The sequence below is a fragment of the Sphingomonas sp. LR55 genome, assembly GCF_036856015.1.
GTDB lineage: Bacteria > Pseudomonadota > Alphaproteobacteria > Sphingomonadales > Sphingomonadaceae > Sphingomonas.
Window position 1 is genome coordinate 2639740 of record NZ_JASPFO010000001.1, and the last position, 16293, is coordinate 2656032.

Genomic DNA, 16293 nt, shown 5'->3' on the forward strand with positions numbered 1-16293 from the left:
TCATCGTGCCCCCGCCGGCCACAGCACGACGCGCAGCGTCTGCAACAGGATCAGCAGGTCGAGAAACGGCGAATAATTCTTGGCGTAATAAAGGTCGTATTCGAGCTTGTGCCGGGCGTCCTCGATCGATGCGCCATAGGGATAGTTGATCTGTGCCCAGCCGGTAATGCCGGGCTTCACCATGTGCCGCTCGGCGTAATAGGGGAGTTGCTCCTCGAGCTGCTCGACGAACTGGGGCCGTTCGGGGCGCGGGCCGACAAAGCTCATCTCGCCCTTCAGCACGGTCCAGGTCTGCGGCAGTTCGTCGATCCGGACCTTTCGGATGAAGCGACCGATCCGCGTGATCCGGGGATCGTCCTCCGCCGCCCACACTGCCTTGCCCGACACTTCGGCATCCTGCCGCATCGATCGCAGCTTCAGGATATCGAACCCCTCGCTGTAGAGGCCGACGCGACGCTGACGGTAGAAGGCCGGCCCTTTCGACTCGAGCTTGATCGCGACCGCAGTGACCAGGATGATCGGCAAGGTGATCGCCAGCAGCAGCCCGCCGGCGATGATGTCGAACGCCCGCTTGAATACGCTCGACAGCATCCGGCTCGAGGCAAACCCGTCGGAGAAGATCAACCAGGACGGGTTCACGCTCTTGAGGTCGATCCGCCCCGTCTCGCGTTCGAGGAAGCTCGATATCTCGCTGACCTGGACGCCCGTGGTACGGACGCGGAGCAGATCCTTCATCGGCAGCGCATTGCGGCGTTCGTCGAGTGCGAGCACGACCTCACTCGCATTCTGATCGACGATATAAGCCGCCAGATTGGGAATATCGCCACGCGGCAGCGCTCCCTGGACGACCGGCTCGGTCTCTCCCATCAAGACGAACTTGGCGACGATGAAGTTTACCCCGGGCTGTCCCGACAGGCTCAGGATCTGGGCGGCACGCACCCCCGCGCCCAACACGACGATGCGCCGCTTGAACGTTTCGCCACCCAGCGTCTTGCCGAGCAGCGCGCGAACCGTGACGAGCAACACCGTCGCGATGACGGTCGAATAGAGAAGATTGGAGCGCCACAGCGCAAGCGGCGGTACCAGGAAGAAGATCAACGACAAGAACATCACGCCGATCGACAGCGCCACCGCGAGCCGCGCGGCGGCAAAGCGCAGCGACAGGAACGACGCCACGCCGTACGCGCCGACTGCCACCAGCGACACCTGCAAGGCGAACGCAAAAGTAAGCAACTGCCCGATACGGGTCTGGATCGGCTCGACCTGCATACCGATCTGGTGCGCGCGGACGACCCAGCCGATCTCCGCGGACGTGATGAGCAGCACCAGATCGACCAGACCGAGCATCAGGACCACATGGGGTACATAGTGCTTGAAGAGCCGTATCATGGTCCGTTGTTCCCGACGCCTATCTGTAAAATCTGCCGGCGCTGGACAGAGCTTGGCAGCAATTCCCAAAAAAGGCTGAAGACCCTGCAACCGCTTGGGCCACTTGACGATTGCGAAGCTAACGCCGGCACTATAGCGCGACCGGCAGGAGGCTCCATGACCGTACGTACGATCGTTCCCGTGATACTTTCAGGCGGTTCCGGCACACGCCTGTGGCCGATGTCGCGCCCAGAGATGCCCAAGCAGATGCTGGCACTGACGGCAAACGAAACGATGCTGCAACTCACCGCGGGCCGCACCCAGGGCGAACGCTATGCGGCGCCGATCGTGGTGGCCAACGCGCGTCACGCCGATCTGGTCGAGCAGCAGCTTGCCGATGCTGGCGCTATGCCACAGGCCCTGATTCTCGAACCCGCCGGTCGCAACACCGCGCCAGCGATCGCCCTGGCAGCAATTGCAGCCGGCGGCGGCGGTAACGCGCTGCTCGTGATGCCATCCGACCACGTCATCAACGACGTCGCCGCATTCCACGCAGCGATCGAGGCGGCGATGCCGCTGGTGTCGCAGGGCTGGCTCGTCACGTTCGGTATCGCGCCGGACTCGCCCGAGATCGGCTATGGCTGGATTCAGATCGGCGACGAACTCCAGCCAGGCGTTCACCGCGTCGCGCGGTTCGTCGAAAAGCCGCCGCTCGACAAGGCACAGTCGATGCTTGCCAGCGGCGATCATGCCTGGAACGGCGGCATGTTCCTGTTCCAGGCAGATGCCTATCTCGAAGCGCTCGCCCAATTCGATCCGGGTATCCTGATTGCGACCCGGGAAGCGATGGACAAGGCACGCACCGAAGGCACGCGGATCTATCCCGATGCGACGGCGTTCGCGGCGTCGCCTGACGATCTCGATCGATTATGCCGTCATGGAGAAGGCCGAGCGCGTTGCCGTCGTACCGGTTGCGATGGGCTGGAACGACGTCGGCAGCTGGGACGCCCTGCACGCGATCAGCGACCTCGACGATGCCGGCAACGCGCATCGCAGCGAAGGCGGCGGCAACGTACTGGCGATCGATACCAAGCAGTGCTTCGTGCGAAGCGACGGGATCCGCGTGTCGCTCGTCGGGGTCGAAGATCTGATCGTCGTAGCAAGCGGCAACGACGTCCTGATCATGCCGCGCGGCCGCAGCCAGGAGGTCAAGAAGCTGATCGAGGCGATGAAAACGGACGCGGCGAAGACAGACGCGGCAAAGACAGACGCGGCGCACTGAGCCAAGCTTTCCCGGATCCTCGACAGGATCCGGGTCTGGCCACCTGCCCGCCTCTACTCGGCTTTTCGGCGAACCTTGGGCACGCGCGACAAGCGGGTCAGCAGCGTGGGGATGTCATCGGTAATCATCGTGTCGGTCGGGGTCTGCCAAGACGAGCGCAGCGTTTCGCCGACATCCTGCAATCGGGCGCCGGCTGGACGTTTGGCTGTCTCGTTTTGCACTTCAACCTCTATCACGCATACTAAACCCGACGGGTCCTTCGGGGGGTAAGGACACCGCCAGGCTCGCAGGTCTAACCGACGATCGTTGGTCTGGTTCCGGGGCATGCGCCGTCCCGCGAAACGCGCGTCCGATTTTCCGCCCCTCCGGCTCTGGCGGTCCGTGCGCCGATCGGCTTAGATGCGCGAAAGTTCACGGGAGAATTCGTCATGGATCGTCGCCAGTTCCTCGCATCGGGAGGCGTCGCCGCGCTTGCCACCACCCTCCTGCCGTCTTCGGCTTTTGCGCAGTCGGGCAGCGATACTGCGCTCAACGCGGACTTCGAACGGATTTTCCAGCGTAGCGTGGCGCGGTCGCCTGAACTCGCGACCTCGCTGGGTCTCGACAAGGGACCGTTCGCCGGGCTCAAGAGCCAGCTTTCGCCGCGGACACCCGACAAGCGCGCGTGATGTCGCCGAGACGAAGGCTGCGCTCGCCAGCCTCGCGCGCTATGACGGCGCGGGCCTGTCGCCAGCGGCCAAGCTGAACCTCGAAGTGGTGCGGTATTCGCTGAACACGCAGATCGCCGCGCCCGAGAAATTCGGCATGGACAGCCCGATCCGCCCCTACCGGATCTTCCAGCAGGGCGGCGCTTATTTCCAGGTGCCCGACTTCCTCAACACCGCGCACACGATCGCCGCGACGCCCGATGCCGAAGCGTATCTGGCGCGGCTCGACCAGTTCGGCACGGTGCTCGACCAGGAAAGCGCGATGCAGCAGGCGGAGGCAGCGCGCGGGTTGCTCGCACCCGGTTGGTCGCTCGACCTGACGCTCGGCCAGATGCGGAAGTTGCGCGGCCAGCCGGCGCCGACGTCGAGCATCGTCCAGTCGCTCGTCAAGCGCGCCGCCGCCAAGGGTCTTACCGGCGACTGGCAAGCACGCGCCGCTAAGATCGTCGACGAGAAAGTCTATCCCGCACTCGATCGCCAGATCGCGCTGATCGAGCAACTAAAGCCGACGACCAAGCCCGGCGACGGAATCTGGCGCGTGCCGAACGGCGACGCGATCTACGCGATGGCGCTGAACCAGGCGACAACCACGACGATGAGCCCCGACGAGGTCCACCGGATCGGCCTGGCACAGGTCGCCGAGATCACCGCCCAGCTCGACACCATCCTCAAGTCGCAGGGCTATGCGACGGGGACGGTCGGCGAGCGGCTCGCCAAGCTGAACGTGATGCCGGACCAGCTCTATGCGAACACGGCGGAGGGGCGGACCGAGCTGATCGCCGGGCTGAACGACGGTATCAAGGCGATGTACGCCAAGCTGCCCCAGGCCTTTTCGGAGGTGCCAACGCAGCCGCTCGAAATCCGCAGCGTACCGGTCGAGATCCAGGACGGCGCGGCGAACGGCTATTACAATCGCGCCTCGCTCGATGGCAGCCGTCCGGCGATCTACTTCGTCAATCTGAAGGACGTCCGCGACTGGCCGAAATACACGCTGCCGTCGCTCACCTATCACGAGGGCGTGCCGGGACATCACCTCCAGATCAGCCTCGCGCAGGAGTCGAAGGACATTCCGACGCTGCGGAAAATCGGCTTCTTCTCGGCCTATTCGGAAGGCTGGGCGCTGTATGCCGAGCAGCTGGCCGATGAACTGGGGGCGTATGCATCGCCACTGGAGCGCGCAGGGTATCTCCAATCGTTCCTGTTCCGCGCGACGCGACTGGTGGTCGATACCGGCATTCACGCGAAGCAGTGGAGCCGCGAGAAGGCTACCGATTACATGGTCGCGACGACCGGCTTTGCGCGGCCAAGGACGCTGCGCGAGGTGGAGCGGTACTGCACGCAGGCGGGGCAGGCGTGCAGCTACAAGGTCGGGCACATGGCGTGGACGCGGGCTCGGGTGAAGGCGAAGGCGGCACTGGGCGACCGGTTTGACCTGAAGCAGTTTCACGACATCCTGAAGGAAGGCGCCATGCCGCTGACGATCCTGGAACGCCGCGTCGACGAGCGGATCGCGGCGATACGCGGGCGGGCGTAAGTCGACATGAAGGTGGCGATCATCGGGCTGGCCGCGATGCTGTCGGGGGCTGGCGCTCCCGGCAATGCCCCGCGGCCGTCAGCGTCGGATGCCATCCTGACGGCCGAACTGATCGACGCGCACGCCCCCTATCCACAGGCGCACGCGTCGACGATTGTGCAGCTCGCCGACGGCACCTTGATGGCGGCCTGGTTCGCCGGATCGGGCGAAGGCAATACCGACGTCCGCATCTGGACAGCGCGTAGCAGCAGCCGCGGGGACGGCGGATGGAGTGCGCCCGAACCGGTGGCGGCGGGTATCGGCGCCGATGGTCGCCATCTTCCGACTTGGAACCCCGTCCTGTTCCAGCCTGCCCCGGGCGACCTCCGCCTGTTCTACAAGGTCGGGCCGAACCCGCGTGATTGGTGGGGGATGATGATCCGCTCGACCGACAACGGCCGTAGCTGGAGCAAGCCGGAACGCCTGCCCGACGGCGTCCTGGGACCGATCAAGAACAAGCCCGTCGTGCTGCGCGACGGGAGCTGGCTTGCACCATCGAGCCGCGAAGAAGGCACCGCGGAGGCCAATCGCTGGTCGCTCCGCATGGAACGCAGCACCGATCGCGGCGCGCATTGGACGGTCGAGCCACCGATCCCCTCGCCGATGCATATCGAGGCGATCCAGCCGAGCGTGCTATCCTATCCCGATGGCCGGCTCGAACTGATCGCCCGCACGCGCCAGGGTGCGCTCGCCATGAGTTGGTCGAAGGATACCGGCCGGACCTGGTCGCCCCTCGCCGCGATCGACCTTCCCAACCCGAACGCCGGCACCGATGCGGTGACGTTGCGCGATGGGCGACAGTTGATCGTTTATAATCACAGCGGTCATTGGCCCGACCGCCCCGGCGACGGACCGCGTTGGCCGCTCAATCTCGCACTGTCGGACGATGGCGTGCGCTGGCATCAGGTGCTGACGCTGGAAAACAAGCCGCTTCCCGACGGCTTTGCCTATCCCGCGGTGATCCAGACTCGCGACGGGCTGGTCCGGATCACCTACACCTATGATCGCAAGCACATCAAATACGTCGTCGTAGACCCGCGCCGGCTCCGCTGATGGGGGCGGCGTTTAACACCGCACCCCCAACATTCAGATAACGCTTACTTGCCGCTCGCGTCGAGCGTCTGCGCGGCCACACGAACCGTTGCGGTCTGGACGATGTCCGCAGCGGAGGTCGCCAGCATTACCTTGTAGTCGCCGCCGGCGATCTTCCACCCGCCGCTGGCGACATCGAACGTCGCAAGCAGGCGCGGGTCGATCGTCACCGAGACCGTCTGACCCTTGCCGGGTGCGAGATCGACCTTGCGGAAAGCGCCGAGCCGCTTGGGCGCTTCCCAGCCTGCGCCCGAAACATAGACCTGCGCGACCGTCTTGCCTTGCACCGCGCCGGTGTTCTGGACCGTGAAGTCCGCCTTGATGCCCTTGCCCGCGGGGGACGCGGTCAGGCCGGTCATCGCGAAGTTGGTATAGGAAAGCCCATAACCGAACGGGAACAGGGGCTTGGCACCGGTCTTGTCGAACCACTTATAGCCAACCGCCGCGCCCTCGATGTCGTAATTGCCCATCGGATGCGAATCGCGATCGAGCTTGGGATCACCCTCCAACTTGGGCCGCGGGATCTGCGAGAGCGACGCAGGGAAGGTCGCGGGCAGATGCCCAGACGGATTGATCTCGCCGGTCAGCACGCGCGCGATCGCCTCGCCGCCCGCCGTGCCGGGATACCACGCCTCCAGCACCGCGCCGACCTTGCCGAGCCACGGCATCACCACCGGACCGCCGGTTTCGAGCACGACCACCGTCTTCGCATTCGCGCGCGACCGCATCGATCAGCGCGTTTTGGCCATCGGGCAGGTTCAGGTCGGGCACGTCGATCGACTCACCCGTCCACTGCTCGCCGAACACGACGACCATGTCCGCCTTCCGCGCCGCCGCAGCCGCTGCCTTGACGTCCTTGCCGTCAAGATAGGTGATCGTCGCGCCGCTACGTGCCTGCAACGCCTTCATCGGCGACGACGCGTGATAGGTCTTGGGACCGGGGAAACCGCTCGGGAATTCATCCGGCACGACCAGGCCGTTGGTCGGCGCATTATGCGAATAGACCTGGCTCGATCCACCGCCCGACAGCACCCCGACATCGGCATGCGCACCGATCAGCAGGATCGACTTCGCCGTCTTCGCGATCGGCAGTAGCCCGGCGGTGTTCTTGAGAAGGACGATGCCCTCCTCGGCATCCGCGCGTCACCGCGGCATGCGCGGAATAGTCGATCTTGGTCGCCTGATCGCCGTTCACGACGGTGTCGAACGCCCCCACGGAAAACATTCCCCAGAGCACGCGGCGTGCCATGTCGGTTGCGCGCGCTTCGCTGACATGGCCGTTGTTGACAGCCTCGCGCAGCGCATCCGCGAAATACGCCGAGCGATCGAACGCCCAGCCCGACTGCTGGTCGAGCCCGGCATTGGCCGCCTCGCTGGTCGAATGCGTCGCGCCCCAATCGGACATGACATAGCCCTTGAAGCCCCAGTCGCGCTTAAGGACTTTGTTCAAGAGCCAGTCGTTCTCGCACGCGTAATGGCCGTTCACGCGGTTGTACGAACACATCACCGAGCCGGGCTGACCGACCTCGTTGGCTATCTCGAACGCGAGCAGATCGGACTGGCGTGCGGCCTGTTCGCCGATCTTGTGATCGATGTTGTTGCGGTTCGTCTCCTGCCCGTTGAACGCGTAATGCTTCATCGTCGAGACGACGTGCTGCGACTGGATCCCCTTGATCTCGTGGCCGGTGATCACACCCGCCAGCAACGGATCCTCGCCGCCATATTCGAAGTTGCGACCGTTGCGCGGCTCGCGCGTCAGGTTCATGCCGCCCGCGAGCTGCACGTTGAAGCCCGACAGGAACGCCTCGCGGCCGATCATCGCGCCGCCCGCCTGTGCGAGTTCGGGGTTCCAGGTCGCCGCGGTCGCGATCCCCGACGGCAGTGAGGTGCGCAGCCGCGGCGTCGGCCCGCGCTGGCTGGCGACGCCGACGCCGGCATCGGTCTGCCACTGGTTCGGGATGCCGAGCCGCGGAATGCCGGGGACGATGCCGGCAGACGCGGGCAGTCCGTCCTTGGGATAGACCCAGTTCTTGACCGGCGTCTTCAGCCAGTCTGCATTGGTCGCGAAATAACCGAACGTGAGTTGCAGCTTCTCGTCGAGCGTCATCTCCTTGAGGAGTAGATCGACGCGTGCATCGGCGCTCAGCGCAGTGTTCATCCATGGCCGCGCTTTCGGCGCTTCGGTTCGCGCCGCCGCGGCGCCGGGCGCGTTGTTGGTCGTCTGTGCGATGGCGGGCGATGCCGCCACGACGCCGATCACGACCGAACCCGCAAGGAGACGTGCGAAAATGGTCTTGGTGCGAGATGCGGTCATGGAACCCTCTTTTTTGACTGATGTGCACGTCGGATACGGTCTGCCGAGGCTGTCGCCTAGTGGGTGCGGGCATTCCCGAGCTGGCCGATCGTTAAATTGATCGGCCCGCGACATACTTTAATCTAAAGCAAATTGTCGGCGGCTTCGCGATGTAGTCGTGTCTCTCCATGTACGTTTTTACAAAAATTACCCCATAATTGCTAATCTGGCGGTTGAACCCAGTCTCACACGTTGTTACGGCGACGTCAGTCAATGGAGTTGAACATGTCCGAAGATACCACCGACCTGAGTGCCGTCGAACTTGCGACAGAGCTGACCATTGCTTGGCTTGGTAATCCGAATACGCGAAGCTCGGCCGATGACGTTCCTGCCTTTCTGGGCAGAATGCACGATACGGTCGCCGCGCTGTTGGGTGCTACCACCGAAGCGCCTCCCGTCGAAGCAGCGGCTGAATATACGCCGGCCGTGTCGGCACGAAAGTCGCTGGCATCGAAGGATCACATCATCTCGATGATCGACGGCAAGTCCTACAAGACCTTACGCCGTCATCTGGCGACGCACGGCATGACGCCGGCCGAGTACCGCGAACGCTATGGCCTGAAGCCCGACTATCCGATGGTCGCCGAGAATTATTCGGAAAGCCGTCGTGCGATGGCGAAGAAGATCGGCCTGGGTCGCAAGCCAGGTGCGCGCAAGGCCGAAGCGGCGCCTGCCCCCGCCGCGACCACGCGCAAGCGCAAGACGGATACCGTCGCCGCCGAATAAGCGGCTGCACAGGGCGTAAAACGAAAAGGGGACCGGTGCGCCAAGCACCGGTCCCCTTTTTTGTCTGCGTCGATTTGTCGGGGGATACCGGCCTATTTGCCGAAGCGGCCCCGCCGGTAGAGCAACGTGATCGCGACGCGGCGGTTACGCGGATCGGCCGCATCCTTGACGATCAGGGGCTCCCGGTCGGCGACGCCTTCGATGCGTTCGAAGCGTGCTTCCGGGGTTCCGCCCGACAGCAATCGGCGGCGGGTCGCCTCGGCACGCCCCGACGATAGCATCCAGTTGTTCATCGCGCGGATCGCCGTACGGCACGCTGTCGGTATGGCCCCGGATCATGATCGGGTTCTGCATGCCCTTGATCGACGTGGCGATCATCCCGATCAGGTCGCCCGCCTGCGGATCGAGCGCGGTCGTACCGAGCGCGAACATCGAATAATTCGCATCGTCGACCAGGTCGATCCGCATGCCGTCCTGCGTCGGGACGAAGCGGACGTGGCTCGCGAGCCGCGACAGCTTGGGCGACGCGGCGATCTGGCTCAGCACGCGCTTGCGCATCGATTCGAAGTTCTTGCGATCTTCGCTGGCGAGCGCCTGGCGGTTCTTGATCGTACCCTGCTCGCCGGTACCGGTGGATGCGCCGCCCTTGCCCGCATCTGGCACCGCGATCTGCGGCATGCTCGTCTGCCCGGCCTTCGGACCGATCTTGTTCTTGTCGAGAATCGACTCCCCGCCGAACAGCCCACCGCCACCGATCCCGAGCGAGCGTGTATCGAGCAGCGTCGGCGCGAAGTAATCGGCGATGCCCTTGCGCTGTTTCTCGGTGGTCGCGCCAAGGATCCACAACAGCAAAAAGAACGCCATCATCGCGGTCACGAAATCGGCATAGGCGACCTTCCAGGCGCCGCCGTGATGGCCGCCATGCCCCTCGATATAGATCTTCTTAACGATGATCTTGGGCGGCTGAATGTTGCCATGGGGTGCGCGGGCCATATCGATCGCGCCTTACTTGCCGCGAAGCCCGTCAAAGACTTCAGCGAAGCCCGGCTGGTTCTTGTGCGCGATGCCCGAGCGCGCAGCCTCGATCACCAGCGGCTGCGGATGGCCGTGGAGCGAGGCGATGATGATCTGCTTGACCACGCCGTAGATCGCCGCGTCGGCATCGAGCACCTGGCGCAGCCGGTTGGCGAGCGGCGCGACCATGCCATAGGCGAGCAACACGCCCATGAACGTGCCGACCAGCGCCGAGCCGATCATCGAGCCGAGGATCGACGGCGGCTTGTCGATCGACCCCATCGTCTTCACCACGCCCAGCACCGCGGCGACGATGCCGAGTGCGGGCAGCGCGTCGGCGAGGCTGGTGAGCGTGCCGTGGGCACTTTCTTCCTCGTGATGATGCGTCTTGATCGACTGGTCCATCACCTCCTCGACCGCGTGCACGTCGAGCGTACCCGACGACACCACGACCAGGCGGAGCGTGTCAGCGATCAGGTTGATGAGCGCATGATCCTTCAACAGCTTGGGATATTCGGCGAACACCGCGGAAGACTGCGGGTCCTCGACATGCGGCTCGAGCGCGATCGGCCCGTCCATCCGCAGCATCTTCATCAGCTTGCTGACGAGGAAGATGACGTCGAGATAATCCTGCTTCTTGTATTTCGGGCCCTTGAAGACCTTGCCGAGGCCGCCGCCAAGCGCCTTCAGTTCCTTGCCCGAATTGCCGATGATCAGCGCGCCCGCGGCGGCACCGCCGATGATCAACATCTCGTGCGGGATCGCCTCCAGGACGGGACCGAGCGCGCCGCCGGTGAACGCGAACCCGCCGAACACCATGACGAGAAGGACGACGATGCCGATGACCGGAAACATGCTGCTGGAAAATCCCTCTGGGTCGACGACGGTTAATGCGTAGCCAGAGAATTAACCGGATTTCGTAGCCAACCCGTTACCGCGGCGCGGCGCACGGCAAAAAACTTCCGGTCGCCGCGGCTCAGCGCAAATAGTCGAACAGCGATAGCGCAGACAGCTTCGAGAAACTCGCCTGTGTCGCGGACAGGACCGTCATGGTCTTTTGCAGCTCGACGACCGCACTGGTGATGTCGGTATCCTCGAGACCAGACCGGGTCGCCTCGCGGTCGGTGCCGACGTCCTTCAGCCGCGACGTCTCGAGATCGACTCGTGCCGCACGCGCGCCGAGCGACGCCTGGACGCTGGTCACCTGATCCGATGCCGCGCTGATGTCGGCCAGCGAACCGTCGAGCGATCCCGGCTTGAAATCATCCGACTGCAACGCGGTGGCGATCGCCGACAGCATCGCCAGCGTGTTCGTGCCGCCCTCGATGCTGCCATCGGCTTTGGTCGCGCCACCGACCGTAAAGATCCGTGCTGCGGTCTCGTTGGCTTGGACGCTTTGGCCATCGCCGATCGGGATGCCCGATACCGGCTTCGCCGCCAACGCGAAGCTGCCGTCGGTGGCGACCGCGGCGGCGCCGTCTCCACCACCGAACAGGGCTTGGCCGCGGGCGTCCTTGGTATTGGCGATCGCCGTGAGCGAGGCGACGATTCCGGCAATCTGTTCGCCGATCGCCTTGCGGTCGACGGCATTGAGCGTGCCGTTCTTCGCCTGGGTCACGAGCGTCACCGCACTCTGCAGCTGATCGGTCATCGCGCTGAGGCTGGTATCGCCTTGTTTGAGCACCGATTCGGCGGTGCCGAGATTGGCCGTATAGACCTTGTCGTTCGCGGTATCGCGCGCGAGCCCCTGTAACCGTTGATAGGCAACACTATCCTGCGACGGCGCGGAGAATCGCTTGGTCGTCGAGATCTGCGTCTGGAGCGAATCGGCCTTCGCCGAGAGCGACGTCATCGCGCTCGCGGAACGATCATAGAAAAGGCTGGTGGCGATCTGCATGGGCGTTACCGGATCTCGAGGATGGTCTGGAACGTGTCGCGTGCGGTCTGGATGACCCGGCTCGATGCCTGATAGGCCTGCTGGAAGCGGAGCAGGTCAACCGCTTCGCTATCGAGATCGACCCCCGACGCCGCCGCCAGCGAACTGACCGCACCATCGCGGATCGCGCTCTGCGCATCGGCAACCGTCTTGCGCTGCTCCAATGCGGCGGAGTTACCGGCAATAAGGTTGGTCGTCCGCATCTCGAACCCACCGCTGCCGCGCACTGCCTGCAGCGCCGACAGGTTCGACGCATCGCGGATGCTGCCGTTCGCGCTCGCCGCGGCAATACCGCGCGGATCGGTCATCGTGACGGATATATCGGTCGGCGTGGCACCGGTCGTGAACAGCGCGGCCCCGGCCTTGCCGTCGAGGTCCCGCCCCTGCATCTGCACGGCGTTGACCTGCGCGGTGAAATCACTGGCGATCGCGTTCAAACCCTCGCGCGCCGACGCGATCCGTTGCGCCCCGTCGGCGAACCCAGCCAGCGTCCCGCCCGATGGCGACAAGGCCGAGGTGGCGCCGGCACGAGTCACCGCGAACTGCACCGCGCCCTCGTCGTTGCGGGCGAACGATACCTGACCGCTATCGGTGCCAATGACGAACACTGACCCCGCCGCGCCGCCGAGACGCACGGTCGCGCGTCCAAGATCGTCGAACGCGGTGTTGACGTCGGTGAGCGTGCTCATCTGTTCGAGCACTTGATCGCGCTGATCGGCGAGCTGCGCCGCACTCGACGAACCAGGCTGAGTCCTGGCGAGGCCGTCGTTGATCTTGGCCAGCGCGGTTCCAAGCGAATTGAGCGACTGGACTGCCTGCGATGCCGATGCATCGAGTTCGGTCGCCGCAGTATCGAGCGCCTTGCCGGTGGTGGCGAAGGCGGCCGCGGCCGTGCCGGCGGATTCGAGCATGACCGCGCGCCGGAACCGATGTAGGGTCGGCGGACAGCGCCTGCGCCGCGCCAAAGAAACTGGTGAGCCGGTCGCCCAGCTTGTTGTCGCCGAGCGACGTTTCGATCCGGCTCATCCAGGTGACGCTGGTTTCGGTCTTGGCGAGATCGGTACCGGCGCTGCGCACTGCCTGCGACCGATAGGCGTCGGCGCTTCGCGCAATGCCCGTGACCGTTACGCCGCTGCCGATCGAGGATGTGCGCGCGTTGATCCCGCCGCTGATCGATCCGACTTCGCCAAGCGTGGTCGTACGCCGGGTATAGCCCGCCGTGCCCGTGTTGGCGATGTTCTCCGACACCGTCGACAGCGCGGTCTGATACGCGCGCACGCCCGAAGCGCCGATCGAAAGGAGATCGCTCATGGGGGTGAGTCTGTCGCGGTCGGGTTAATATCGGATTGAGATTTGGCGAGAAAGTCCGTCATCGCCTTGCCGATGCCGAGCGGCGTGTGCTCGGCCATCGCCTTTGCGGTCAGCCCATCCTGCATGTCGGTGAAGGTATCGATCGCCTTCGAGATCGAACAGCGGGTCGCTGAGTTTCGCCTGGCGCATGCTCTTCAGCATCATGCCCGTGAAAACCGCCTCGAACTTCTGGCCGGCCTTGTCGAGATTGTCCTTCGACTTGAGCCGGCTTGTATCGGTCGAAATCCCGGTGGTGGCGCCCGCAGTCGGCGTCGTAGGGGTGGAGATCACGCTCACAGGACGATCAACTCGGCCTTGAGCGCGCCAGCTTCCTTCAGCGCCTCGAGGATCGCGACCAGATCGGCCGGCGAGGCGCCGATCGCGTTGACCGCCTTGACGATGTCGGCAAGCTTGGGGCCGGGTGCGAGCAGGAACATCGGGCGACGCTCCTCCTCCACTGCGACCGCGCTGTTCGGGGTGACGACGGTCTGGCCGCCGCTGAACGGTGCGGGCTGGCTAACCTGCGGCTTCTCGTCGATCCGCACCGTCATCTTGCCGTGCGTGATCGCCGCCGGACCGACCCGGACCGCCGAGTTGATGACGACGGTGCCGGTGCGCGCATTGACGATCACCTTGGCCGACGGTTCGGCGGAGACGACGTCAAGATTCTCGATAGTCGACATCAGCGTGGCCCGGATGTCGGCACCGATCGGTGCACGGACCGCGACGGAGACCGCGTCGATCGCCTGCGCGCTGCCGAAGCCCAGTTTGGAATTGATCGCGCCGGCAACGTTCTGCGCGGTCGTGAAATCAGCACGCGCGAGGTTGAAGGTGAGTGTCGGCGCGCTGTCGAACCCGGTGGCGACCGCACGTTCGACCGTGGCGCCCTCGGGGATGCGGCCGGTCGAGGGCACGTTGACGACGATCTTCGACCCGTCCGCGCCTTCCGCACCGAGCCCGCCAACCGCGAGGTTGCCCTGTGCCATCGCGTAGATCTGGTTATCCGCACCGAGCAGCGGGGTCATGATCAGGCTGCCGCCGCGGAGGCTCTTGGCCTTGCCCATCGACGCGACGGTGATGTCGAGACGCTGGCCGGGCTTGGCGAACGGCGGCAGTTCGGCGGTGATCATGACGACCGCCGCGTTCTTCATGCCCGGGTTCGCGGACGGCGGTAGCTGCAGGCCGAAGCGCGACGCGACGGCCTTGAGCGACTGCACGGTGTATTCGAGATTGTCGTCGCCCGTGCCTGGCAGGCCGACGACGATGCCGTAGCCGGTCAGCTGGTTCGAACGAATACCCTGGAACCCGCCAAGGTCCTTGATCCGGTCGGCCGAGGCCGGCGCGGCGATCAGGAGCGCGGCGAAAAGGGCGAGCAGGAAGCGCATGGTCACGGCCTTAGAATGGGCTGACGACGGAGAAGAAGCGGCCGAGCCACCCCTGGCGGCCGGCGCGGGCGACGTCGCCCTTGCCGGTGTACGAGATCTGCGCGTCGGCGACGCGGGTCGACAGCACGCGGTTGTTCGCGTCGACGTCGGCGGTGCGGACGAGGCCCTTGATCTTCAGGAACTCGTCGCCGCGGTTGAGCGTGACGCGCTTCTGGCCCTGCACCAGCATCGTGCCGTTCGGATAGACCTCGGCGACCGTCACGCTGACTTCGCCCGACAGCGAGTTCGCCTGGTCGGCGGCGCCGGTGCCATTGAAGCTGCGCCCGCCGCTGATCGTCGCATCGGTCTTGCTGAACAGATTGAGCGCGCCGGTAGTGGGCGGTGTGATGCTGCCCGAGCCATTGCTGTCGAGCTTCGAACCCGACGACTTCGATGCGGCGGTCCGCTCGACCAGCACGATCGTCAGCGGATCGCCGACTTTGCGCGCGCGCCAGCCTTCGTACAGCGCGGCATAGCCGTCCTGCGCCTGGAAGATCGATCCGGTCGCGACGACCGGCACCGGCTGGACCGGCAAGGGCCGTGCCACCGAAAAATCCTCGGGCGGAGCCTTTTTGCCAAACAGGCTGGCGTCCACCGGGGAGGCACCAAGTCCGGCGATGACGAGCGTGCCGACCAGCACGACGATTTGAGCGTTGCGCATCACGATCAGATGTTCTGGTTGATGTATTTGAGCATGTCGTCGGTCGCCGAGATCATCTTCGAATTGACCTCGTACGCGCGCTGCGTCTCGATCATGTCGACGAGCTCCTCGACGACGTTGACGTTCGACGCCTCAAGCATCCCCTGCTTGATATTGCCGCGACCATCCTGGCCCGCGACGCCGACATTGGCCGCGCCGCTGGCGGCGGTCTCGACGAGATAATTATCGCCGGTCGCTTGCAGGCCTGCGCCGTTGGGGAAGTTCGCGACCTGGATCTGGCCGAGCTGCGATGCTTCGGTCTGGCCGGGGATGGTCGCCGACACGGTCCCGTCGGAGCCGATCGTGATCGCGGTCGTACCCTCGGGCACGGTGATTCCGGGCTGCACCTGATAGCCTTCGCTGGTGACCAGCAAGCCCTCGGCCGAACGCGAGAAATTACCCGAACGCGTATAGCCGAGCGTACCGCCGGGCATCTGCACCTGAAAATAGCCATCGCCGTCGAGCGCGAGATCGAGGCTGTTTCCGGTCGTCTGCATCGCGCCCTGCGTATCGACGCGCGCGGTGCCCTGGATCTTGACGCCGGTGCCGAGATTGAGCCCGGTCGCATATTTGGTCTCGGACGTGCTCTGCGCACCCGGCGTCGTGACGGTCTGGTACGCGAGCGTCTCGAACGCCGCGCGGTCCTTCTTGAAGCCGGTGGTGTTCACGTTGGCGAGGTTGTTCGAGATGACGCGCATGCGCATGTCCTGGGCGTCGAGCCCGGTGCGCGCGATATGCATGGCTGCGGATGACATTCGTCGGTTCCTT

14 protein-coding genes and 4 pseudogenes are annotated in these 16293 nt (G+C 64.8%); 4 read left to right on the forward strand and 14 right to left on the reverse strand.

Annotation, left to right across the window (positions count from 1 at the left end; genetic code table 11):
• Nucleotides 1-1389, reverse strand: a complete 1389-nt coding sequence (locus QP181_RS12540) for a TIGR03013 family XrtA/PEP-CTERM system glycosyltransferase (RefSeq protein WP_132736501.1) — start codon at nt 1387-1389, stop codon at nt 1-3.
• 219 nt (nt 1390-1608) lie between these two features.
• On the opposite strand from QP181_RS12540, the pseudogene QP181_RS12545 reads away from it, so the two are divergent.
• Nucleotides 1609-2650 (forward strand): annotated as a pseudogene (locus QP181_RS12545) (mannose-1-phosphate guanylyltransferase).
• 53 nt (nt 2651-2703) lie between these two features.
• On the opposite strand, the gene QP181_RS12550 reads toward QP181_RS12545, so the two are convergent.
• Complete coding sequence (locus QP181_RS12550; RefSeq protein ID WP_332754891.1) at nt 2704-2871, reverse strand: hypothetical protein; 168 nt, start codon at nt 2869-2871, stop codon at nt 2704-2706.
• Nucleotides 2872-3078: 207 nt separating this feature from the next.
• On the opposite strand from QP181_RS12550, the pseudogene QP181_RS12555 reads away from it, so the two are divergent.
• Together QP181_RS12555 and QP181_RS12560 are read left to right on the forward strand one after the other, a co-directional pair.
• Nucleotides 3079-4891: pseudogene (locus QP181_RS12555) on the forward strand (DUF885 domain-containing protein).
• 6 nt (nt 4892-4897) lie between these two features.
• A complete protein-coding gene (locus QP181_RS12560) occupies nt 4898-5983 on the forward strand; it encodes a sialidase family protein (RefSeq protein ID WP_333928712.1) in 1086 nt (361 codons plus the stop codon).
• 44 nt (nt 5984-6027) lie between these two features.
• On the opposite strand, the gene QP181_RS20025 is transcribed toward QP181_RS12560, so the two are convergent.
• The 3 genes and pseudogenes from QP181_RS20025 to QP181_RS12575 form a co-directional block, all read right to left on the reverse strand.
• Nucleotides 6028-6381 (reverse strand): fibronectin type III-like domain-contianing protein, encoded by a 354-nt coding sequence (locus tag QP181_RS20025; protein ID WP_443027593.1) that lies wholly within the window; start codon nt 6379-6381, stop codon nt 6028-6030.
• A gap of 72 nt (nt 6382-6453) precedes the next feature.
• Nucleotides 6454-7114, reverse strand: a pseudogene (locus QP181_RS20030) (glycoside hydrolase family 3 protein); the annotation flags it as partial.
• The gene (locus QP181_RS12575) at nt 7014-8336 is read right to left on the reverse strand and encodes a glycoside hydrolase family 3 protein (protein WP_333928714.1); all 1323 of its coding nucleotides are present in this window, start codon (nt 8334-8336) and stop codon (nt 7014-7016) included. The gene QP181_RS12575 and the pseudogene QP181_RS20030, both read right to left, overlap by 101 nt.
• A gap of 264 nt (nt 8337-8600) precedes the next feature.
• Between QP181_RS12575 and QP181_RS12580 the strand changes: the two genes are divergently transcribed.
• Nucleotides 8601-9101, forward strand: a complete 501-nt coding sequence (locus QP181_RS12580; protein WP_277983063.1) for a Ros/MucR family transcriptional regulator — start codon at nt 8601-8603, stop codon at nt 9099-9101.
• A gap of 144 nt (nt 9102-9245) precedes the next feature.
• Here QP181_RS12580 and QP181_RS12585 read toward each other — a convergent pair whose 3' ends face one another.
• The 9 genes and pseudogenes from QP181_RS12585 to flgG form a co-directional block, all read right to left on the reverse strand.
• The gene (locus QP181_RS12585) at nt 9246-10094 is read right to left on the reverse strand and encodes a flagellar motor protein MotB (protein WP_333928715.1); all 849 of its coding nucleotides are present in this window, start codon (nt 10092-10094) and stop codon (nt 9246-9248) included.
• Between the two features lie 12 nt (nt 10095-10106).
• Nucleotides 10107-10970 (reverse strand): flagellar motor stator protein MotA, encoded by an 864-nt coding sequence (gene motA, locus QP181_RS12590; protein ID WP_132736518.1) that lies wholly within the window; start codon nt 10968-10970, stop codon nt 10107-10109.
• Nucleotides 10971-11091: 121 nt separating this feature from the next.
• Complete coding sequence (locus QP181_RS12595) at nt 11092-12012, reverse strand: flagellin N-terminal helical domain-containing protein (RefSeq protein ID WP_277983064.1); 921 nt, start codon at nt 12010-12012, stop codon at nt 11092-11094.
• 5 nt (nt 12013-12017) lie between these two features.
• Entirely contained in the window at nt 12018-12962 is a 945-nt protein-coding gene (locus tag QP181_RS12600; RefSeq protein WP_333928716.1) for a FlgK family flagellar hook-associated protein, read from the reverse strand.
• A gap of 337 nt (nt 12963-13299) precedes the next feature.
• Nucleotides 13300-13362, reverse strand: a pseudogene (locus QP181_RS12605) (hypothetical protein); the annotation flags it as partial.
• Between the two features lie 24 nt (nt 13363-13386).
• Nucleotides 13387-13692 carry a hypothetical protein gene (locus tag QP181_RS12610; protein ID WP_333928717.1) on the reverse strand — a complete coding sequence of 102 codons (306 nt, stop codon included), beginning with the start codon at nt 13690-13692 and terminating at the stop codon, nt 13387-13389.
• Nucleotides 13693-13694: 2 nt separating this feature from the next.
• Nucleotides 13695-14786 carry a flagellar basal body P-ring protein FlgI gene (locus QP181_RS12615; protein ID WP_207894129.1) on the reverse strand — a complete coding sequence of 364 codons (1092 nt, stop codon included), beginning with the start codon at nt 14784-14786 and terminating at the stop codon, nt 13695-13697.
• A gap of 10 nt (nt 14787-14796) precedes the next feature.
• Nucleotides 14797-15486, reverse strand: coding sequence for a flagellar basal body L-ring protein FlgH (locus tag QP181_RS12620; RefSeq protein WP_132736528.1), 690 nt, complete (start codon nt 15484-15486; stop codon nt 14797-14799).
• A 5-nt stretch (nt 15487-15491) separates the two neighbouring features.
• Entirely contained in the window at nt 15492-16280 is a 789-nt protein-coding gene (flgG, locus tag QP181_RS12625) for a flagellar basal-body rod protein FlgG (protein WP_132736530.1), read from the reverse strand.
• Between the last annotated feature and the right edge of the window lie 13 nt (nt 16281-16293).